Annotated in this window: 16 protein-coding genes and 3 tRNA genes; 17 read left to right on the top strand and 2 right to left on the bottom strand. The window is 62.2% G+C overall.

Annotated features, from left to right (window positions below):
* Nucleotides 1-79: 79 nt before the first annotated feature.
* The 16 genes from AUL39_RS06750 (at nt 80) to AUL39_RS06675 (ending at nt 19,884) form a co-directional block, all read left to right on the top strand.
* Nucleotides 80-895: a creatininase family protein gene (locus AUL39_RS06750; RefSeq protein ID WP_059054804.1), complete on the top strand. Its 816-nt coding sequence runs from the start codon at nt 80-82 to the stop codon at nt 893-895.
* A 76-nt stretch (nt 896-971) separates the two neighbouring features.
* Nucleotides 972-1,793 (top strand): creatininase family protein, encoded by an 822-nt coding sequence (locus AUL39_RS06745; RefSeq protein ID WP_059054803.1) that lies wholly within the window; start codon nt 972-974, stop codon nt 1,791-1,793.
* Between the two features lie 46 nt (nt 1,794-1,839).
* A complete protein-coding gene (locus AUL39_RS06740) occupies nt 1,840-2,913 on the top strand; it encodes a M42 family metallopeptidase (RefSeq protein WP_070807583.1) in 1,074 nt (357 codons plus the stop codon).
* Between the two features lie 214 nt (nt 2,914-3,127).
* Nucleotides 3,128-4,810 carry a peptide ABC transporter substrate-binding protein gene (locus tag AUL39_RS06735; RefSeq protein ID WP_059054801.1) on the top strand — a complete coding sequence of 561 codons (1,683 nt, stop codon included), beginning with the start codon at nt 3,128-3,130 and terminating at the stop codon, nt 4,808-4,810.
* A 99-nt stretch (nt 4,811-4,909) separates the two neighbouring features.
* Nucleotides 4,910-5,950, top strand: coding sequence for an ABC transporter permease (locus AUL39_RS06730; RefSeq protein ID WP_059054800.1), 1,041 nt, complete (start codon nt 4,910-4,912; stop codon nt 5,948-5,950).
* Between the two features lie 6 nt (nt 5,951-5,956).
* Nucleotides 5,957-6,928: an ABC transporter permease gene (locus AUL39_RS06725; RefSeq protein ID WP_082667292.1), complete on the top strand. Its 972-nt coding sequence runs from the start codon at nt 5,957-5,959 to the stop codon at nt 6,926-6,928.
* 3 nt (nt 6,929-6,931) lie between these two features.
* Nucleotides 6,932-8,044, top strand: a complete 1,113-nt coding sequence (locus tag AUL39_RS06720; protein ID WP_059054799.1) for an ABC transporter ATP-binding protein — start codon at nt 6,932-6,934, stop codon at nt 8,042-8,044.
* Nucleotides 8,044-9,054 carry an ABC transporter ATP-binding protein gene (locus AUL39_RS06715; protein ID WP_059054798.1) on the top strand — a complete coding sequence of 337 codons (1,011 nt, stop codon included), beginning with the start codon at nt 8,044-8,046 and terminating at the stop codon, nt 9,052-9,054. Before AUL39_RS06720 ends, AUL39_RS06715 begins: the two co-directional genes overlap by 1 nt.
* A gap of 333 nt (nt 9,055-9,387) precedes the next feature.
* On the top strand, nt 9,388-10,380 hold the full coding sequence (locus AUL39_RS06710) for an ABC transporter permease (protein WP_059054797.1): 993 nt from the start codon (nt 9,388-9,390) through the stop codon (nt 10,378-10,380).
* A gap of 9 nt (nt 10,381-10,389) precedes the next feature.
* Entirely contained in the window at nt 10,390-11,418 is a 1,029-nt protein-coding gene (locus AUL39_RS06705; RefSeq protein ID WP_059054796.1) for an ABC transporter permease, read from the top strand.
* Between the two features lie 14 nt (nt 11,419-11,432).
* Entirely contained in the window at nt 11,433-13,457 is a 2,025-nt protein-coding gene (locus tag AUL39_RS06700) for a dipeptide ABC transporter ATP-binding protein (protein WP_059054795.1), read from the top strand.
* A gap of 220 nt (nt 13,458-13,677) precedes the next feature.
* Entirely contained in the window at nt 13,678-15,483 is a 1,806-nt protein-coding gene (locus tag AUL39_RS06695) for an ABC transporter family substrate-binding protein (protein WP_059054794.1), read from the top strand.
* 513 nt (nt 15,484-15,996) lie between these two features.
* Nucleotides 15,997-16,087: transfer RNA gene (locus AUL39_RS06690), tRNA-Leu, on the top strand.
* A gap of 236 nt (nt 16,088-16,323) precedes the next feature.
* Nucleotides 16,324-16,767 (top strand): hypothetical protein, encoded by a 444-nt coding sequence (locus tag AUL39_RS06685; RefSeq protein ID WP_059054793.1) that lies wholly within the window; start codon nt 16,324-16,326, stop codon nt 16,765-16,767.
* A gap of 45 nt (nt 16,768-16,812) precedes the next feature.
* Nucleotides 16,813-19,041 carry a GAF domain-containing SpoIIE family protein phosphatase gene (locus AUL39_RS06680; RefSeq protein WP_059054792.1) on the top strand — a complete coding sequence of 743 codons (2,229 nt, stop codon included), beginning with the start codon at nt 16,813-16,815 and terminating at the stop codon, nt 19,039-19,041.
* Between the two features lie 72 nt (nt 19,042-19,113).
* On the top strand, nt 19,114-19,884 hold the full coding sequence (locus tag AUL39_RS06675; RefSeq protein WP_059054791.1) for an anti-sigma factor antagonist: 771 nt from the start codon (nt 19,114-19,116) through the stop codon (nt 19,882-19,884).
* Nucleotides 19,885-20,216: 332 nt separating this feature from the next.
* On the opposite strand, the gene AUL39_RS06670 is transcribed toward AUL39_RS06675, so the two are convergent.
* Nucleotides 20,217-20,290: transfer RNA gene (locus AUL39_RS06670), tRNA-Cys, on the bottom strand.
* Nucleotides 20,291-20,327: 37 nt separating this feature from the next.
* A tRNA-Gly gene (locus AUL39_RS06665) sits at nt 20,328-20,403 on the bottom strand.
* Nucleotides 20,404-20,638: 235 nt separating this feature from the next.
* On the opposite strand from AUL39_RS06665, the gene AUL39_RS06660 reads away from it, so the two are divergent.
* On the top strand, nt 20,639-21,544 hold the full coding sequence (locus AUL39_RS06660) for a putative ABC transporter permease (RefSeq protein ID WP_059054790.1): 906 nt from the start codon (nt 20,639-20,641) through the stop codon (nt 21,542-21,544).

Here is a 21,544-nt window from a genome sequence, read left to right as displayed (position 1 = left end):
TGAACCATCGAGTTGGCATCCTTAAACGCTTGCAAGCCTATGCTGGTGACATAAAGGCTTGTCGCAAGGAGGATGCCACATGTACATGGAGAGAAGCACCTGGACGCAGGTTCGTGACTACTTCAAGGAGCACGACCTGGTGATTATTGGAGTTGGCTCGACGGAGTGCCACGGCAGGCACAATCCGCTGGGCACCGATACTATGGCGCCAGACAAGATCCTTGAGCTGCTGGAACAGCGCGACGGGACGTATCTTGTGGCACCAACACTTCCCTATGGCGCAACGGACGACCTCGTTGGGTACCCTGGCACGGTGAGCCTTGGTGTCCAAGGGCTCTACGACGTCCTGTCGAGCATCACGAGGCAGCTACGTGCCTACGGTGCGCGCCGCTTTGTCTTCCTCAATGGCCACGGCGGTAACGTCAAATCTCTCTCTATGGCGTCGATGGACCTAAACGATTCCGGTTGCCTTGCGGCTGTTGTCAACTGGTGGAGGTTGGCCCCGCAGCTTAATCCCGCGTGGGGAGGCGGGCACGGTGGTGCCATGGAGACCAGCGCCAATCTCGCCATAGACCCGGCCTCCGTTGACATGTCGCAGGTGACAGACGAGAACCTGCTCCCCGACATTGGGGATGACATGCCATCCACGGGATGGAACAGCGTGAGCTTTGGCGGTGCCGAGGTGGAGTTCCCGCGAAGGCTCGCCCGGTTTGCAAGCTCCGGCTGGGTTGCCGAAGGCCACGAGGACCATCCGCGCGGCGCAAGCGCCGAGCTTGGGAAGGCGATGCTCGAGGGCACTGCGGCGTGGCTACAGGAGTTCACGCATGCCCTCGAGGCGGAGACGCTGCCCAAGCCAATCGACTTCTCTCGGGCAACGGAGCACCTCGACCAGTAGCGCAAACGCGCCGCACGGCTGCATCTATACCAGACGCTCCCGCCCTGCCGAGGACGGGGGGCAACAAGGAGGAGAAATGCGTATCGAGCTGAGTACCTGGCCTGCTGTGGAAGACTACTTTGCGCGGGGAAACGACCTCGTCGTCATGGCCATTGGAAGTACGGAGGAGCACGGAAGGCACAACCCGCTGGGAACAGACACCCTTGCACCCAATCTTCTGCTGGAAAAGATTGATGCTGCCCTTGGCGAGGACGTGCTCATTGCGCCCACGATTCCCTTTGGCAACGCGGATGACCTCCTGGGGTTTCCGGGAACGCTCTCGATAGGCTATGACCTTCTCCGTTCGCTTGTCCGGACGCTCAGCATGCAGCTCTACGACTATGGAGCAAGAAGGTTCCTCTTCATCAACGGCCACGGCCCCAACATCAAGCCCATCTCAAGCGTGTGCGAGGAGCTCAATAGGCGAGGGTGCCTTGCAGCCAGGGCGGATTGGTGGCTCATGGCAGGCGAGCTCAACCCTGCGTGGGGCGGTGGCCATGGCGGGGCAGAGGAGACGGCTGCCGTGATGGCGGTTGACCCCTCGCTCGTTGATGCCTCCGAGCTTGGCCCCATGGCGCTTGCAAACGACATCTCGGACGAGCTTCCCACCTCGGGATGGGACAACGTGGAGTTCAAGGGAGCCCATGTTGCCATTCCGCGTGACGCCTGCCGCTATGCCGGTAACGGTTGGATTGGCCCCGATGACCCAGCGAACGCCAACCCGGAGTGGGGAGGCCAGATGATGGACGGTGTGGCCAGCTACCTCATCGACTTCATCGGTGCCCTCAGGCGTGCCCCGCTTCCAGCACCCATGCCCGTCCGCACCATCAAGGCGTATGGCGGCAACAGCGACAAGTAACGCTAGCTCGTTTTCGATTCAACTCCTAGGAGAGAGGCAAGTGGCAATGGATTTCAATGACGGCGAGGTTGTGGAACTTCTCGGCAGGCTTTCTAACGCAAAGTCCCCCTCGGGCTTTGAGGACGAGACCATAGACGTCGTGCGCGACTTCTGCCAGGGGTGGGGAAAGGTAGAGACCAACAGCGTCCACGACGCCCTTATCACCCCCAAGAACTTCACAGGCGAGAAGCCCGTGCTCATGTTCGATGCCCACGGCGACGAGGTTGGAGGCATGGTCAAGTCCATCCGCTCCAACGGCACGATGACCTTCGTTGAGCTTGGACGCTTCTCTCCCAACGTGCTCACCGGCCAGGATGTGCTGGTGAGAAACACGCTTGGCGAGTGGGTCCATGGCGTGATTGGCGTGAAGCCGCCCCACTTCATGAGCGCTGTCGAGCGCGCCTCCGGAGAGCTGCAGCTCATCCTGGACGTTGGCGCCACCTCCAAGGAGGAGGCGGTAAACGTCTTCCATATGGGTATGGGCGAGCCTTTTGTCCCGGCCACCAAGTTCGTGTACAACGAGAAGACTGGCGTTGCGTTGGGGAAGGCATTCGACTGCCGCGCAGGAGTCACCGCAGAGCTCCTCGCTCTGCGCGAGCTTTCTAGCCGCACGGATCTACCCTTTGACGTTGTTGCCTCGGTGAGCTCGATGGAGGAGGTGGGGGAGCGCGGCGTGCTGGCAGCGGCGCTGCACTTCGATCCCATGGTCGCCTTCATGTTTGAGGGCTGCCCGGCAGATGACACGTTTACCATCCCCGATGACGTCCAGACTGCCTTTCGCCATGGCCCCATGTTTCGCTACTTTGACTGCTGCATGATTACGAACCCTCGCTACCAGCGCTTTGTCCTCAAATGTGCGGCGGAGGCGGGACTTGTCTGCCAAACGAGCGTGCGGGAGGGCGGCGGCACCGACGGCGGCCCCACCCACATGCTTGACATTCCCTGCGTGGTCGCTGGCGTTCCCAGTCGCTACGTCCACTCGGGAACCGCGCTGTGCACGCTCTATGACGTAAAGATGACGGCGGAGGTTGCGGTTGCCGTGGCCGAACGAATGACCCCCGAAGACGTTCGCACCTTCTAGGGGAAGAGAAGAATCTTGTGGCTGCCCTGAAGATATTAACGGTACGTTACGGTGCTCTTACAGAATCATTGCCAGATGCGTTCCCAACGTTACATATGGTCCGTTCGGCCATAACGAACATTAATTAGAAACAATAGCCCGCTACCCTGTTTCACAACATCAAGGTGGGACTTGATGCTTTGACAGTCAAATTGGTGTGGAAGAGGAGGAGCATATGGAAGACAGATTTGGCGGAGTCTCTCGTCGAGGCTTCATCAAGGGTGGCGTTGCAGCCGCCGCACTGGCCGGTCTCGCGGGATGCGGCAAGAACAGCTCTGGAAGTGCGACTTCGGGTGGCTCTTCTTCTGATGCGGGAGCCAGCACGGGCGGCGTGTTGAAGTACTACATCAACGACCCCGTTGCCATCGACCCCTACAACACGCAGGAGTCCGAGGGCACCCAGGTCGCGAAGTGCCTGTTCGATTCCCTCACCAAGTACAACTACGACACCAAGGAGCTTGAGCCGGCGGCGGCCGAGTCCTGGGAGTCCAACGACGACGCGACCCAGTGGACCTTCCACATCCGCAAGGACTGCAAGTTCCACAACGGTGACACCGTGAAGGCAGAGGACTTCAAGCGCGCCTTTGAGCGCATCTGCGACCCAACGATGAAGACCCCCTCGGACGTTGCCTACCACCTCGACCCCGTCAAGGGCGCCAAGGAGATGCAGGCGGGCGAGGCAGACGAGCTTTCTGGTGTCACCTGCCCGGATGACTACACGCTCGTTTTTGACCTGACCACGCCCATGTCCGAGTGGCCGCTCGTCTGCGCCCACCAGGCACTCGTGCCTGTTCCCAAGGCGGCGCGTGACGATCCCGACAGTTTCCTCGTTGCCCCCATCGGCAACGGCCCCTTCCAGATGGACGGCAGCTGGGTCTCCGGCCAGTACATCAACGTCAAGAAGTTCGACGGCTACTATGGCACCCCCGCCAAGCTCGATGCCGTGAACTTCTCCATCCAGAAGGACCCGGACACCGCCTTCAAGGAGTTCCAGGCCGGCAACATTGACTTCTGCTCCGTGCCCTCCGGCCGTCTTGCCGAGGTTGAGCAGCAGTATGGCACCTCTGACGACGGCTATACCGTGACCCCCAAGAAGCAGGTCCTTACTGGTGCTGAGGCCGCAACCTACTGGCTCATCTGCGAGATGGGCGACGAGAACCTTGGCAAGAAGGAGGTCCGCCAGGCGCTCAGTCTTGCCATCAACCGCCAGAACATCTGCGACACGCTCTTCGAGGGCTCCCGCAAGCCTGCCACAAGCTGCTTCCCGCCGCTTATTGATGACTCCTCTGATTCCACGTGGGAGTACTGCGACTACGACCCCGAGAAGGCCAAGGAGATTCTTGATAGCGCCGGCTACACGGCAGACGCGGACGGCAAGCGCAACCTCACGGTTAAGCTCTCCTACAACTCCGGTGGCGGCCACGAGGACATCATGTCCATCATCCAGGGCGACTTCGAGGCCATCGGCGTGACCGTTCAGCAGAACTCCCTGGAATGGGCTGCCTACCTCACCGCGCTCGATGACGGTGGCTTCCAGCTCGGCCGCATGGGCTGGATCGCCGACTACCCCAACATGGACAACTTCCTGTACCCCAACTTCTACAGCACCTCGTCGAACAACTACGGCAAGTACTCCAACCCTGAGTTCGACAAGCTGGTCGAGGACGCCCGCAAGGTCACCGACGAGGAGGAGCGCAAGTCCGAGTATCGCAAGGCCTGCAAGCTCCTGGGCGAGGACATGCCGGTCATCCCCATCATGTTCTACGCGCACGACCACATTGGCTCCGAGAGGATTCAGAGCCTGTACTACGACCCGGCAGGCATTGCCCACCTAGGCGAGGCTAGCGTCCAGGCCTAGTCCCCACGAGCTCGTGCGGGGCATCGGGTTTCCGGTGCCCCGCCCTGTCTTAATATCGGCATCTATTCGCTCGTCCCATGTGGTGGCAGGGGAGTGACCATGGGAAAATACATCATCAAGCGCGTTTTGCAGTTCATCCCGGTGTTCTTGGGAGTCACACTGATTCTGTTCTCCCTCGAGAACATCGTCCCGGGAGACCCAATCAGGTTGATTGCCGGCGACAAGAAGCTCGACCCCGTCACCGAGAACAACCTGCGCGCCTCGTTCCACCTCATCGAGACGAACGATGACGGAACCATTAAGTACGACGAGAATGGCAACACCATCGAGACCCCCATGTGGGAGAGGTACTTCCTCTACGTTGGGGGCCTTCTCCACGGCGACCTTGGCGTGAGCTACCAGAAGTCTGGCCAGTCGGTCTCGAGCATTCTGGCAGACAAGTACCCCTACACCGTGAGGCTTGCCATTGTGGCCATCATCCTCGAAGCCGTACTTGGCATAGGTGCCGGCATAGTGAGCGCACTCAAACGCTACTCATTCTGGGACATATTTGTCACGTTCCTCTCGGCCCTGTTCGTCTCCATGCCCGCATTCTGGTTAGGTATGCTCTTACAGCTGTTCTTTGGCGTGTTCCTCAAGGATGCCACTGGCGGCGCCTTCTACCTGCCAATATCTGGCGCCGGTGGCCCGTATGCCGAGTTCCAGGACTGGGTGTACTACATACTCCCCGCGTTCACCCTGGCCGCAATCTCGATGGCATACACGGCCCGCATCATGCGCTCTCAGCTGCTTGAGGTCATGAACCAGGACTACATCCGCACGGCCAAGGCAAAGGGCCTCTCGCGCAAGGACATCGTCATTCATCACGCACTCAAGAATGCGCTCATTCCCGTGGTCACCTACATTGGCATGGACTTTGGCGGCCTTCTTGCCGGTGCCATCCTCACCGAGACGGTCTTCAACTGGCCGGGCGTTGGCTACGAGACCTATCGCGCCATCACCCAGCGAGACTGGCCGCTGGTGCTTGGCTCGGTGACGGTCATCGTTGTTGTGGTCATGGTCATCAACCTGATTGTCGACGTGAGCTACGCCTTCCTTGACCCGCGCATCCGCTTTGGCGCACCCAAGAACGAGAGGTAGGCAGGCATGGCTGATAACACCGCACAGACGCAAGAGAAAGCCAATGACGAGAACACCCTGGGCATCTTCTCGGCAAAGGCTGCCGCCGCAGCCGTCAATGCCCAGACGTCGTCTCGCACTATGTGGGGCGATGCTTGGAAGAGGCTGAAGCGCAACAAGCTTGCTATGATCGGCATGATCTGGATTGGCTTCGTCATCGTTGTTGCCCTGACGGCAGACCTTTGGGTTCCGGGCACGCTTGGCAGCCCAACCGAGACCGACTCGGCAACTATGGCGCAGAACTCTAGGCTTGCGCCATCGGCCGAGCATCCCTTTGGCACCGACACGCTTGGTCGTGACGTCCTCTGCCGCGTCATCTACGGTTCGCGGATCTCGCTCGCCGTTGGCGTTCTTGCGACGGCCATCTCCACCGTGCTTGGCCTCATCATGGGTGCACTTGCCGCCTACTACGGAGGCATTTGGGACACGATCATCATGAGGCTGGCTGATATCTTCTTAGCCTTCCCCTACACGCTCTTCGTCATAGCCATGCTTGCGGTGATAGGGCCGGGCATCCAGAACGTTTTTATCGCCATCGGCATCCTGGGCTGGCCGTCGATTGCCCGCGTGTTCCGCTCTGCCATCCTTACCGTCAAGGAGAACGACTACGTTGACGCGGCGCGCGCGATGGGCGCCTCAGACGCGCGCATCATTGCTCGCCACATCTTCCCCAACTCTGTGGCGGTCATCGTGGTCTATGCCACGATGAACATCGGCTCCGCCATCCTCACCGAGGCGGCCCTGTCCTTCCTGGGCATGGGCGTCCAGGCACCCAACCCGTCCTGGGGCATCATGATTCAGGACGGAGCAACCTATCTGGCCACCCAGCCCTGGCTCATGATCATGCCCGGCCTCGCGATTCTTACCACAGTGCTTGCCTTCACCCTCCTGGGCGACGGTCTGCGCGATGCCCTCGACGTCAAGATGAAGGATGCATAAGCCATGTTCAAGAAGAAGACCAGAGTGCAGATGCACCTCAAGGACCAGCCCGTTCCCGAGGGTGCGCACCTCCTCGAGGTCGATGACCTCAAGATGTACTTCCACACGCAGGACGGCGTGGTCAAGGCCGTGGACGGCGTGTCTTACACCCTCGACCGTGGCGAGACGCTCGGTGTGGTGGGGGAGTCCGGCTCCGGCAAATCGGTCACGCACCTCACCATCATGGGCCTCATCGATATGCCCCCGGGACGCATCGAGGGCGGCGACGTGCGCTACCGCGGTCAGTCCCTGCTCAAGATGAGCGAGGAGCAGATGCAGGACATACGCGGCAACGACATCGCGATGATCTTCCAGGACCCCATGACCTCGCTGAACCCCGTCTACACCATTGGACGCCAGCTGGGCGAGGGCTTGCGCCTGCATCGCGGCTACTCCAAGGAGGAGGCCCTCAAGCGTTCGGTCGAGCTTCTCGACATGGTGGGCATCCCCAACCCCGAGCAACGCGTAAAGGACTACCCGCACCAGTTCTCGGGTGGCATGCGCCAGCGCGTCATGATTGCCATGGCACTTGCCTGCGACCCGGACATACTCATTGCCGACGAGCCCACCACGGCCCTCGACGTGACCATTCAGGCGCAGATCATCGAGCTCATGCGCGAGATGCAGAAGAAGAACGGCAACGCCATCGTGATGATCACGCACGACCTGGGCGTTGTTGCCGACGTGGCCGACAAGATCATGGTCATGTACGCGGGGCACCCCGTGGAGTTTGGCACGGCCGAGGAGATCTTCTACAACTCCACGCACCCCTACACCTGGGGCCTCATCCGCTCGATCCCAGACCCGGTCATGACCGAAAAGCACCCGCTCACGCCCATCAAGGGCAACCCGCCCTCGCTCGTGACGCTGCCCTCTGGCTGCGCGTTCTCCCCGCGCTGTCCGTACGCTACGGACAAGTGCCGCGCCGAGCGCCCGGGCCGCATCATGGTTGGCCCCAACCATTACTCTTGCTGCCACTACTCGCTTGACAAGGACTTTGTTGCCAAGAACGCGCCCAAGACCAGCAGGAGCAAGGCTGCGGCGCCCGCGCATGCCGAGAAGGGAGGCGAGGCGTAATGACAGAGCCCCTTCTCAAGGTCGAGCACCTCACCAAGGAATTCCCGGTAGACTCCAGCGTCTTCTCGCGCGAGAAGCGCAAGGTCTCTGCCGTGAGTGACGTGAGCTTTGAGATCTATCCCGGCCAGACCCTTGGCCTGGTAGGCGAGTCAGGCTGCGGCAAGTCCACCACGGGCCGCTGCATCATGCGCCTCATCGAGCCAACCTCCGGCAAGATCACCTTCGATGGCAAGGACGTCACGAAGATGAGCCGCAAAGAGCTCAAGGCCATGCGACGCGACATGCAGTACATCTTCCAGGATCCCTACGCGAGCCTCAATCCGCGCATGACCATCGGCGAGATTGTCTCCGAGCCTCTCGTCATCCACAACTTGATGCCCGACAAAGTCGAGCGCATAAAGTACGTGGCGTCCCTTCTCGACATGGTGGGGTTGAACCCCGAGCATATCAACCGCTATCCCCACGAGTTCTCTGGCGGTCAGCGCCAGCGCGTGGGCATCGCGCGCGCATTTGCCCTAAAGCCAAAGCTCATCATTTGCGACGAGCCGGTCTCGGCGCTCGACGTCTCCATTCAGGCGCAGGTTTTGAACCTCCTGGCCGACCTTCAGCAGGAGTTTGGAACGGCGTATCTCTTCATTGCGCACGACCTCTCGGTGGTCCAGCATGTCTCCGACCACGTTGCCGTGATGTATCTGGGCAACCTCATGGAGTACGCGGACTGGAAAGAGCTGTACGAGAAGCCCTGCCACCCGTACTCGCAGTCGCTTCTCTCGGCTGTGCCTGTGCCCGATCCAGACATCCAGCACTCGCGCAAGCGCATCATCCTTGCCGGCGACCCGCCTTCGCCCATAGACCCGCCCTCTGGCTGCCGCTTCCACACGCGCTGCCCGCTTGCCACCGAGAAGTGCTCCAAGGAGCACCCCGAACTGCGCGATCTTGGTGGAGGACACTTCTGCGCCTGCCACTACGGCCAGCCGTTCCCCATCAAAGATTCATCCATCGAGCTATAATTTAGTATCAAACTTCAACGCTTTTCGCCCCGTGTGGTGACCTAAGGTCACTGGCACGGGGCGTTTTGGTCGTTTAGTTTGCATACTGTTTTCTATTGTGTAACCAAGCCATGGTGCTAGACTACCCCATGTTGTGTCGTGCCACGCCAGACCCACATGGCGTTGCGTGGCACGCGACATGTGGGTGGCCGTATGGTGAATTTCGTCCCCTTTCGTTGTGCCAGGGGGACTCTTGCTCCGTATGGCTCGGGCGAGCGGAACCCCCAAGAGGTGCGCAGGTGCAGGTTAGCCGAGCATCCTCTTTGGTTGCGCGAACGGCACAAAGGAGTTTCGATGGCACGATTTCTAGGGTACCTGGCCAAGAGGATCGTCAACTACATAGTGATGATCTTCGTTGCGACCTCGCTTACCTACTTTCTCGCGTGCGCTTTCATGAGCCCGCGCTCGAACTACGAGTCGCGCACGCCGCGGCCCTCCCAGGAGTCCATCGAGGCCTCCCTGGACAAGGCCAACCTCAACGACAAGACCCCGGTTACCGAGCGCTACCAGCGTTGGCTTACCAACATCGTGACCGAGTGGAACTGGGGCCTCTCGCCTGCGGGCGACTCCGTGAACAACGAGATCTCCAGCCGCATTGGCGCCTCGGTCAAGTTGATGCTCCTCTCGACCATCCTCTCCATCGTGATTGGCGTGAGCCTGGGCGTCTACACGGCGCAACGGCAGTACCAATGGCAGGACAGGTTCTGGAGTGGGCTGGCCTCGGTCTTTCTCGTCATCCCCACGGTCGTTCTTGCCATCCTCATCGTGTTCTTTGCCATCGAGATAAACCAACAGACGGGACAGCGCATCTTCTACGTCACGGGCCTTTCAAGCTATGACGGCCCAAACTTCTTCATTGGCCTCATCGACTTCCTGCAGCACATCCTGCTGCCCACGATCGTGCTTACCATCATCAGCTCTGTGGGCTACCACCTGAACCAGCGTACCTACCTCTTGGACGAGATGCACGCGGACTACGTGCGCACGGCGCGTGCCAAGGGCCTCACCAAGAAGCAGGCCATCCGCAAGCACGCCCTGCGCGCCAGCCTCATCCCCACCTCGGTGAACGTTGCCTTCTCCATCGCGAGCATCTTCACCGGCGCCGTCATGACGGAGAAGATCTTCGCCATCCACGGCATGGGCGAGTACTTCATCAACTGCATCAATAACAACAACATCAACGGAGCCGTTGCCGTTGCCGCCTTCTCGGGCGCCTGCACGCTCCTGGGTGCCCTACTCGCGGACCTCTTTGCCGCGGCGCTCGACCCCCGAATCAAGATGAGCTAGGAGATGGCAATGGAAGAGCAGAACAACAAGGACGAGCAGCTCACCAACGCCCAGCTCGAGCTCCAGGCCGACGCTGCCGGTCCCGGCGAAGTCAAGCGCATTAGCTACGCAGGCCTCATCGCACGCAGGTTCTTTAGGCAGAAGAGCGCCGTGGTGGGCCTCACCATCTTGGCCATCCTGGTGCTTCTCGCCATCTTTGGGCCCTTTATCTGCAAGTACGACTACACCGACCCAGACTTCACGGCCATTAACGTGGCGCCCAACGCGCGCCACTGGTTTGGCACCGACGGCGGCGGCTTTGACCTCTTTGCCTGTGTCGTGCACGGCCTTGGCCGCTCCCTGGTGATTGGCCTCACCTACGCCATTCTCACCACCGCCATCTCGGCCATCGTGGGCACGGCCATCGCCTACGCCCGTGGCTGGGGCGAGAAGATCGGCATGTGGCTTCTCGACATGCTGCTCGTTATCCCGAGCTTCCTGCTTGTGGCCATGATCGTGCGTGCCGCCTCCGGCACGCAGGGCTGGATCATGCTCATCCTGGGCCTCACCGCCTTTGGCTGGATCGGCTACGCCCGAACGCTTCGCACCATGGCCCTCTCGCTGCGCGAGCGCGACTACGTGCGCGCCGCCAAGTACATGGGCGTGCCCTCGATCAAGATCATCCTGCGCCACCTGATTCCCAACCTGGGCTCGATCCTGGTCATCGACACGGTCCTGTGCGTCATCAGCGGCATCAACTCCGAGACGGCCTACAGCTTCCTGGGCCTGGGCATCAAGGCACCCGACACCTCGCTGGGCTACATCCTCTCCCAGGGGTCCTCTGCCATGCTCTCCGCCCCGTGGATCGTCCTCATCCCCTCGGTTGTCCTCATCATCCTGTGCGTGAGCATGCAGCTCATTGGCGACGGCCTGAGGGACGCCTTCGACCCCTACTCCCGCGCTGCGGGTGAGGTGGCCGACGAGGAGTCCAAGAAGGACGAGGCCAAGAAGGCCGCCGCTGCTGCCGCCGGCAACGCTGCCGGGTCACACCACGAGTAGACGGAGACGTACGCATGTCTGACACCACCAGCACCACAACCATGGACGACACGCTCCGCTACGAGCTGCTCGAGGGCAACGGTCCCAAGGGCGCGCCTACCGGCGACCCCGTCATGAGCGTTCGCAACCTGCGTGTCTCCTTCAATACCGAGGCCGGCGTGGTCCACGCCGTGCGCGACGTGAACTTTGACCTCTGGGGTGGCCGCACCCTGGGCATCGTAGGCGAGTCCGGCTCGGGAAAGTCCGTCACGGCGCTCTCGCTCATTGGGCTTCTCGATGACAACGCGCACGTCTCGGGCTCGGTCAAGCTCAACGGCGAGGAGCTCATCGGCAAGAGCGACGAGGAGATGTCCAAGATCCGCGGCGCTCGCATCTCGATGATCTTCCAGGACCCGCTCTCGGCCCTGACGCCCATGTTCTCCATTGGCGACCAGCTTGCCGAGGCGCTGCTCATCCACAACCCCGACATGACCAAGGACGAGGTGCGCAAGCGCTGCATCGAGCTGCTCACCCTGGTGGGCATCACCGATCCGGAGAACCGCCTGGACGCCTATCCGCACGAGTTCTCCGGCGGCATGCGGCAGCGCGTGGTCATTGCCATCGCCATCGCGAACAACCCAGACATCATCATTGCCGACGAGCCTACCACCGCCCTCGACGTGACCATCCAGGCGCAGATCCTGGACATCTTGAAGGTTGCGCAGAAGGAGACCGGTGCTGCTGTCGTGCTCATCACGCACGACCTGGGCGTTGTTGCTGGTACGGCGGATGACGTGATGGTCATGTACGCTGGCCGCGCGGTTGAGCGCGCGAGCATCGACACGCTGTTCGAGCGCCCCTCTCAGCCCTACACCATGGGCCTTCTCGGCGCCGTGCCCAAGCCGCACATGCCCGCCGAGCACCGTCTGGTGCCCATCAAGGGCAACCCGCCCTCGCTTGCGGCCATCCCTGCAGGCTGCCCCTTCTCGCCGCGCTGCCCTATGGCAACCGACGAGTGCCGCGTGACCGAGCCCGAGCTCCTGCCCCTCGAGGAGGGGGAGGGCCATCTGGTCTCCTGCCACCACATGGACGAGATTCGCGACAAGCACCTCACCTACGCCGACGTCTATCCCGCGCTCGAGCCGCTGCTGCCCAAGTGGGCCGATGTCCCGCGCGACCAGCGTCCCGTGGTGCTTGAGGTTAAGGACCTGGTGAAGACCTTCCCCATCCAGGGCAAGGGCCTCATCCGCAGGAACAAGGGAACCATGACGGCGGTCGACCACGCCTCGTTCACCATCCACGAGGGCGAGACGCTGGCGCTTGTCGGCGAGTCCGGCTCGGGCAAGTCCACCACGCTCATGCAGATCATGGACCTCGTGGTGCCTGAGGAGGGCACGATAACCGTCCTGGGTAAGAAGACGTCCGAGCTGAAGAACGCCCGCGATCGCCGCGAGCTGCGCCGCAACCTCCAGATCATCTTCCAGGACCCCATGAGCTCGCTCGACCCCCGCATGCCCATCTACGACGTGCTGGCAGAGCCCCTCGAGGCCCAGGGCTGGGACAAGACCAAGATAAACAAGCGCATTGGCGAGCTCATGTACCTCGTGGGCATCAACCCGGACTACGTTGACCGCTTCCCGTCGCAATTCTCCGGCGGCCAGCGCCAGCGCATCGCCATCGCACGCGCACTCGCCACAAGCCCCAAGCTGCTCCTTCTCGACGAGCCCATCGCGTCGCTTGACGTGTCGATCCAGGCGGGCATCATCAACCTGCTCGAAGACCTGCAGGTGCAGCTCAAGATTTCCTACCTCTTTGTTGCGCACGACCTTGCCGTTATCCGCCACATCTCCGACACCGTGGCCGTCATGCACCTGGGCAAGATTGTGGAGTACGGAGACACCGAGGAGGTCTTCACCAACCCGCAGGACCCCTACACTAAGGCGCTTCTCTCTGCCATCCCCATCCCTGATCCCAAGGTCGAGCGCACGCGCGAGCGTCTTGTCTACCGCGACGGCAAGCTCATCCCGGCATCGAGTCTGCTTCCCAAGTCGCTCAAGTAGCGGGCGAGAATGGCTGCGATTCTCTGTTAGCAAAACCCTATGGGCCCGGGATTCCCCGGGCCCCTCTTTGTGCATACGGTGAACATTTGTGTGCGGCAGATTGCTGGGACATTTCTAAACACTTTTCAATGTCATTGCGATTTTATTAACTTGTGTTCGTCTGATACCATTCTTACTGGTTCATTACGAACCGGTATCATCCGAGAGAACGGGAGAGAACATGTCTGTTTCCAACCTTTCGCGTCGTGCCTTCCTGGGCATGAGCGGCAGCGCCGTCGCGCTGGCCGGCCTGGGCCTCGCGGCATGCGGGTCCGACTCTACGTCCAGTGACAACGCCAACGCCACCGGCACCGCCAACAGCACTGACGTCACCGGCACCGAGCCCCAGAACGGCTCGCCCGCAACCACGCCGCTTGACCAGCTGCCGCTTCCCGAGAAGGGCAAGGTCTACAACAACCCGCTCGACCGTGACCAGATCCAGGACGGCGGCACCCTCACCCTTCCCGCCGGCGAGATTGGCCCCAACTGGAATTACCTCTCCATCGAGGGCAACACGCAAGAGATGCACAACATGTGGGACTGGTACATGCCCACCAACCTCTTCACCTCTGACGCCACCGCCTCCAAGTTCGAGCCTAACCCGAACTTCGTGACCAAGGCCGAGACCACCGATGAGGGCGGCAAGCAGACCCTGACCCTCGACCTCAACCCCGACGCCAAGTTCAACGACGGTACCCCCATCGACTACCGCGCCTTCCAGGCCGTGTGGACCGTCATGAACGGCACCAACCCCGACTACACCCCCGCCGCCACCGACGGCTACGACCGCATCGAGTCCGTCGAGAAGGGCGAGTCGGACAAGCAGGTTGTTATCACCACCTCCAACCCGGTCTATCCTGCCGAGGCCCTCTTCAACCTGGTCATTCACCCCGATGCCGCCGACCCTGAGGTCTTCAACAACGGCTGGAACAACAACCCCCACGCCGCTGAGTGGGGCTATGGTCCCTATACCGTGGACTTCTTCGACACCACGCAGGTCACCTTCGTCCCCAACCCCAACTGGTGGGGCGACGCTCCCAAGCTCGAGTCTGTCACCTACAAGCAGATGGACTCCCAGGCGCTCTTCAACGCCTTCAAGAACGGCGAGATTGACGCGACTGGCACGGCCCAGAGCGGTTCCCAGGAGATGCTCTCCAACTTCTCCAGCATGGACAACGCCGAGATCCGTCGCGCCAACAGCCTCTCCATTGCCAACATCGAGATCAACTCCACGCGTGGCGTGCTCGCCGACATTGCGGTGCGTAAGGCCTTCGTGCAGTGCCTCGACATCCCCACGCTGCGCTCCGTTATGTTCCAGGGCGTGAACTGGGAGGAGGACGTCCCGGGCTCGCTGCTCACCCCCGTCTGGGCTGACGGCTACGAGAACAACATGCCGGACGACGTCACCAGCCTCACCACTGCCGACGAGCGTACCGCTGCGGCAAAGAAGACCCTCGAGGACGCTGGCTACGCTCTCGACGACGACGGCTACTACGCCAAGGACGGCACCGAGGTCGCTTTCTCCTTCACCACGTTCGGCGACTCCAACACGGTGAAGAACCGCGCTGCCGCCATCATCAAGATGGCCAAGGACGCCGGCATCAAGATCGACCAGGACGCCAAGCCCTCCTCGGAGTTCTCCACCACGCTTACCAGCGGCTCCTGGGACATCTGCCTCTTCGGCTGGGTCTCCACGCCCACGTCAGTCTGGAACGGGCCGCAGATCTACGGCTCCGACTCTCCGTCGAACTTCACGCACCTGGGCAGCGCCGACCTCGACGCCGAGCTGGCCAAGATCATCTCGATCGAGAACCACGACGACCAGATGAAGGCCCTGAACGCCGCCGAGAAGAAGGCCCTTGCCTCCTACGGCTTCGTGCCTCTGTACGCCGGCCCCGACGTTGTCGTGACCAAGCAGGGTCTCGCCAACTACGGCCCCGCGCTGTATCTCACCGTGTCCAACGAGAACATCGGCTGGGCCAAGTAGTTCTGGGCTAAGTAGTTTCGCTGTCGCCGGAAGTGCTATTCCTGAGACGTTTTGCATCACGCAGGCCCCTCCGGAGACATTTCGTCTCCGGAGGGGCTCTTCTTTCGGGACTTGCAGCGGCAGCGCCCCAAGCTGCGGATGCCGAGAGCTCCTCGGGCAGGGAGGGAGGATCTTCTCGGGAATGCCGCACCTTGTCGCCAATGCCGCACCTTGTCGGCAATGCCGCACCTTCTCGGCATTTAGGAATTTTCCGAACGGTTAGGGGTGATTAAATGGCGAGAACGCGCGGCATCACGGGGGTGCCGCGCATTTCGAACGGTTAGACCGCCTTAAACGTTCGGATTTTTCCTAACCGGTGAAATCGCGCGCCATTGGCGAGAGGGTCGGACCGTCTGACGACAGGAGTAAGTCCTGTCCTTTTCGGCGCATTTTTGGTCTGGCGAGAAAAACTTGCGATTTGCGCTTGCCACTGTGCGAGCGTGTGTTAAGATACTCCTCGCGTTCAAGGCGCACGTCGGAGTGGCGGAATTGGCAGACGCGCTAGCTTGAGGTGCTAGTGACTGACTAAAAGGTCGTGCGGGTTCAAGTCCCGCCTCCGACACCACGAGCGTTCGCGGGTCCCCGGAAACGGGGACCCGCTTTTTTATGTCACGACGTCCCTTGGGGCTGCGATAACCTTCGCTCCGCATGAGACAAAGGGACAGTCCCTTTGTCTCATGCGCCATTCGTAGCCCGCTCGCAACCAAGATGAAAACTGAAAGCGCGACCATGTCCCCCATAGTTCCTTGTCGGCCGTGATGCCGTCGCAGGCGTCGCGGCACTATCGGGAAGGGGAGCGCCATGGAGAGCGCGATGATCGACCAGCTGACCGTCTGCCTGCCCAACGAACCGGGAAAACTCGCCCAGATGAGCCGGGCCATGGGTGCGAACAACATCCAAATTCACGCGCTTATGGTGGCGGACACCACGGACTTTGGCATCATACGCATCGTGTGCGACCGCCCGCAGGACGCCCTCTCGCTGTTGCTCGGCCTTGGTTACGATGCCACGCTCACGCAGGTCGTTGGCATCGAGGTCTCAGACGTCCCTGGTGGCCTTGGGGTCCTCCTCGACCATCTGGCCTCGGCCGACCTCAACGTGGAGTACGCTTACACCTGTCCCATGGGCGGTCGAACCGTCGACATTGTGAAGGTCACGGGAGAGCCGCTTGCCATCAAGCTGCGCGAGAGCGGCCTTATGATGGTCTCGGCGGAGGAGCTCTGCACCCCGCGCCAGATCGTGTGAGCAGGCCTGCCGCCCGGGATTGTGGTTTCGAGGAAGGGGCGGCACGTGGCAAAGAACGCACTCAGCACCAAGCGCGTGGAGGGCATCGGCGAGGGCAGCCTCGCTGCCACCTTCGCGCGGCTCCTGCAACTCGCCTCGGAGGCTGTGGTGGCCTTCGACGGGGCGGGGAGGGTCCTTCTCGCCAACGACCAGGCAATGTCCCTGCTGCCGCACGGAGAGACCGAGGGCATTGTCGGCGCCGACGTGCGCACGCTCTTCCCGCCGGCGGGCAGCTTTGACCCCGAGGCGCCCTTCTCGATAGACGCGCTGCCGTTTCCCGTCGATGGGACGCCGGCGGTGGTGACCATGGCCTCTCACGTGGGCGAACCCATGCGCCTGAGGGTCCGCTGCGACCGGGTGCAGGCGGCAGGCGAGACGTACGTGGCGGTCGCGCTTCCGGCCGAGAGCCAAAGCCTTGAGGAGCACCAGGGCGAGAGGGACCTCGAGGACCTGCGCCGAGCAAACAAGCGCCTGGCAGGCGCCCTGCGCATCGTTCTCGACACACTGGACTCGCGCGACGTGGCAACGCTCTTCTCGCGCGTGCTCGAGGAGATCACGCAGACCATGGACGCCGACGCCACGATTGTCTACCTGGCCGAGTCCGACGGCTTTCACCTGCGCGGCATTTCAAAGTCGCTCGAGGGTGCGCGCGTGCCGCACTTCATGTCGTACGGCAAGTCGGTCGAGACCCTCGCCACGCGCGCTGGCCACGCGCTGCGCCTGCGCGTGAAGCCCCCGGAGCCACAGACATTGCGTCAGGGCAAGATCCGTGTGAGCGAGGTCGTGGACGAGGAGACCCGTGAGATCCTGCGCATTCGCAAGAGCCTGCTGCCGCCCTTCGCGAGCTTCTTCGCCGTGCCGGTGTGGTTTGGTGGCCACGTTATTGCCATCATCGAGGTGGGCTGGTCTCGCCCACGCCCTCTAGACACAGACGATGCGCGCCTGCTCGACTCGGTTGCGCACTACCTCTCGGTGCAGCTTATGGGGGCTTTTTCGACCATGCGCCAGCAGAGAGCGGAGCGGCTCAACCAGCGCGGCTCCGAGCTGCGAGAGGAGCTCCTGGATGCCTCCGAGGGCGACGAGGACCTTGTCGTGCGCGCCGAGCAGGCTTTCGTGCAGGCGGCCGAGGAGCTCGACGCCGTCTACGTGCGGCTTGAGCAGAACGTCCACCAGAGCGTGCTGGTTGCCGAGCTTCCCGTTGCGGGCATGCGCGCCGTGCCCATAGACCTTGACGCCATCGAGGAGGGCCACGTAGAGGACGACTTGGCCGTGGTGCCCGTGCTTGCGGGCACGGCAGTCTTTAACGTCCTGCGCGACCTGGGGGAGCCTTGCGTGGGCGCCCTCGTGGACGCAGGCAAGCTTGCTGGCGAGAGGCGCTGCTGCCTTGTGCTGCGCCCGGACGGCGCCGAGCCCCTGGACGCGGGGGAGCTCTCGTTTCTCGGCACGCTTGCCGGCGACGTGCGCGACATCTTCCTGGGCGAGGAGAGGCGCGAGAAGGACAAGCGCATCTCCCAGGCACTACAGACGGGCATGCGCAACGTCCTGCAGCACGTGGATGGCCTCACGGCCCAGGGAATCTACTCCTCGGCAACCGAGTCCGCCTTCGTGGGCGGCGACTTCTACGACCTCATCCGCCTGCCGGGGCGACGCGCCTGCGTGATCATGGGCGACGTCTCGGGCAAGGGCGTGGAGGCGGCCTCGGTCTCGGCGGCCGTCAAGACGGCGCTGGGGGCGTACTCATGGGAGGGCCTCGCGCCCGCGCGCATGGTGCGCTCGCTCAACGAGTTCCTTCTCGGCTTCTCTCGCATCGAGACCTTCGCGACGCTCTTCGTGGGCATCGTGGACCTTGCGGCGGCAACGCTCACGTACTGCTCGGCGGGGCACCCGCCCGCGGTGCTCGTGCGGGCGGCAACGCGCCAGATAGACCTTCTCGACGTGCAGTCCGGCGTCGTGGGCGCCTTCCACGACATGGAGTACCGCGATGGCGTGGCAACGCTTTGCGAGGGTGACATCCTCTTCCTCTACACCGACGGCACCACAGAGGCGCGCTCGCCCTCCGGTGCGTTCTTTGGTGACGACGGCCTGCGTGACATGGTGTCTGCCGAGACGGCTGGGGACTTCGACGGGCTTCTCGACCGCTGTCTGGCGCGTCTGGACGACTTCACGGGGCGCAATCTGAACGACGATGTCTCGATGGTCGCCGTGCGCTTTGACGAGCTTGGTACGGGCGCGTAAGGTCTGAGACGCTGCCGTGTCGTTCGCGCACTTCTCGGCATATACCGGAAGTGTTGTGGGAAGCATTCCCGTATGGAGAGGATGCCGGACATAGCCGTTGTGAACGTCGCGGGAGACCTGGACGTGACGAGCGTGGGTGCGCTGAGAAGGACCATCGACGCGCTCATCACTGATGGCTGCCGGCGCATCGTGCTCAACATGGATGACGTGGGCTTTGCGGACTCCGCGGGGCTGGGGCTCGTCCTTACCGAGCTGCGTCGCATGAGGTCTCTGGGTGGGCTGCTGTCGCTCACCAACGTGCGGCCGCGCGTGTACATGAGCCTGGCGCTCATGCGCATTGTGGACTACATGCCGGTCTCGCGCGCCGGGAGCAAGCGGACCGTCTCGGAGCTCGACCCTTCCGTGCTGCCGTTGTGGCGCACCACGTTTCCCGTGGATGCCGTACACCTTGGCGAAGCCCGCGACCATGTGGGCGAGCTCATGCGTGGCATGCCTTTCTCGGAGGATGAGATCTTTGATATGACGCTTGCGTGCGGCGAGGCCCTGGGCAACGCCGTTGACCACACGTGCGCCAGGGGCGTGCTGGCTACGGTCACTGCCTATGACGACCGTATTGAGGTAGACGTGGCAGATTGCGGCGAGGGCTTCGAGCTTGGCGCTGACGAGGAGCCGCCCGATACGGGCCCGGGCGCCGAGCGTGGGCGCGGCATTCGCCTGATGCGCCTTCTCACCGATGCCGTGTCAATCAAGCGCAAGCCCTCGGGGAAGGGGACCGTGGTGCGGCTGGTGAAGCTTGTGCCCGTACGCGAGAAGATCGGTGTCGTGGGTGGCGCTGGCGCGTAGACGCACGGCGGTGAGAAAAACGCGCCTCGGGCGAGAATCTGGCGCCTGAACTGTGGTATCCGACGGGATTTCGTACGAGACGATGTCTCCGGTGTCATCTGGGCGCCGGAAGGGCAATTTTGTACGTGATTGCTTCGATAACGGCTTCTCGGGCGTCATTTTCTCGCCCGAAGTGCGATTTTAGTCACAGGGCTGCAGGAATCTCTCCTCGGGCGGCATTGGGCGACACCGGGCTTCATCAGGCAGTGCCAGGCAACCTCGGGCGAGGAGCCGCGGGCGAGAGATCCTGCGCAACAAAAAAGGCACCCGCTCTCACGGGTGCCGTTCTTTTCTGGAGGCGAAGCCCGGATTCGAACCGGGGGTAAGGGCTTTGCAGGCCCGTGCCTTACCACTTGGCCACTTCGCCATATGAAAAAGGCCGATTTGCACCGGCCGGAAATGCATGGAGCGGGCTACGGGGTTCGAACCCGCGACCTCCACCTTGGCAAGGTGGCGCGCTACCAACTGCGCTAAGCCCGCGACGCAGGGGATAATATACGGGAACCGTCGCGCCGATGCAAGCGAGAATTTGAAATTTTTTGAGGGTCTTGTAAACACCGCAGGTAGAAGCCACAAAATGACGAGAAGAATCTCTGGAGACGTCGCTGGCGGTCGTGTCGTATGCTAAGGGGGCGCGTGGTCACGCATCCAAGACCGCCGCGGCGGCAGCCCTCGGGTAGTCGCGCCTGACCGCCCACCCAAAGGGAGACGCCCCATGATTCTCAGCCTTCTCACGCTTCTCCTCATTGCCCTTATCGTCGAGGGGTTCGTCCGCGTGATCCGTTACTTTGCGGACTGGCTGCGCCAGGGCAGGAAGCTCGACGCGTCAGAGGTCTCGGAGGCGCACGAGGCAGAAGAAGCTGCCGAGAAGGTCGCCGAGCGTGACCTCAAGGGCATAGACGACAAGGCCGCGCCGCAGCGTCGCGCCACCGTCATGCGCACCGAGCACGACGCAATCGAGGCGTATCTCGACGAGATGCACCTGGGCTTCTACCAGGTCATCATCGTCTTCTTCCTTGGCTGCATCGCGGGCCTCTTCGTCGAGGAGGTCTGGATGTTCGTGACGGCGGGCCTCACGCAGAGCCGCGTGGGCCTGGTATGGGGGCCCTTCTCGCCACTCTATGGCTTTGGGGCCACGTTCCTCACGCTCATCTGCTTTGAGATGCGCCGCCACCACGCCAAGGGCTGGCAGATCTTCCTCATCTCCATGGCGGTGGGTGGCATCCTGGAGCAGGTCACCGGCTGGTCGATGGCAACGCTCTTCCACGCCGAGTCCTGGACCTACGAGTATCTGCCCGACCACATTACCCAGTGGGTTGCCTGGCGCTTCCTCTTCTTTTGGGGCATCCTGGGGCTCACCTGGTGCCGCGTGGTCATGCCGCCCCTGCTCTACCGCATTGGCATGCCCACCTCTCACCGCCAGCTGGTCTTTGTGATCCTGGTGAGCGTCTACCTTGCGGCGGACATCTGGATGACGCTCGCATGCTTCAACCGCAAGACGGCGCGCGACGCCGGCGTCCCCGCGAGCAACGCCTTCGAGCAGTGGGTGGACGAGCACTACACGGACGAGTTCATAGCCAACCGCTTCCAGAACCTCGTCATTGGGGGCGACGAGCAGTGA

It is taken from the genome of Tractidigestivibacter scatoligenes (assembly GCF_001494635.1).
GTDB lineage: Bacteria > Actinomycetota > Coriobacteriia > Coriobacteriales > Atopobiaceae > Tractidigestivibacter > Tractidigestivibacter scatoligenes.
This window is presented reverse-complemented; position numbering and strand designations above follow the sequence as displayed.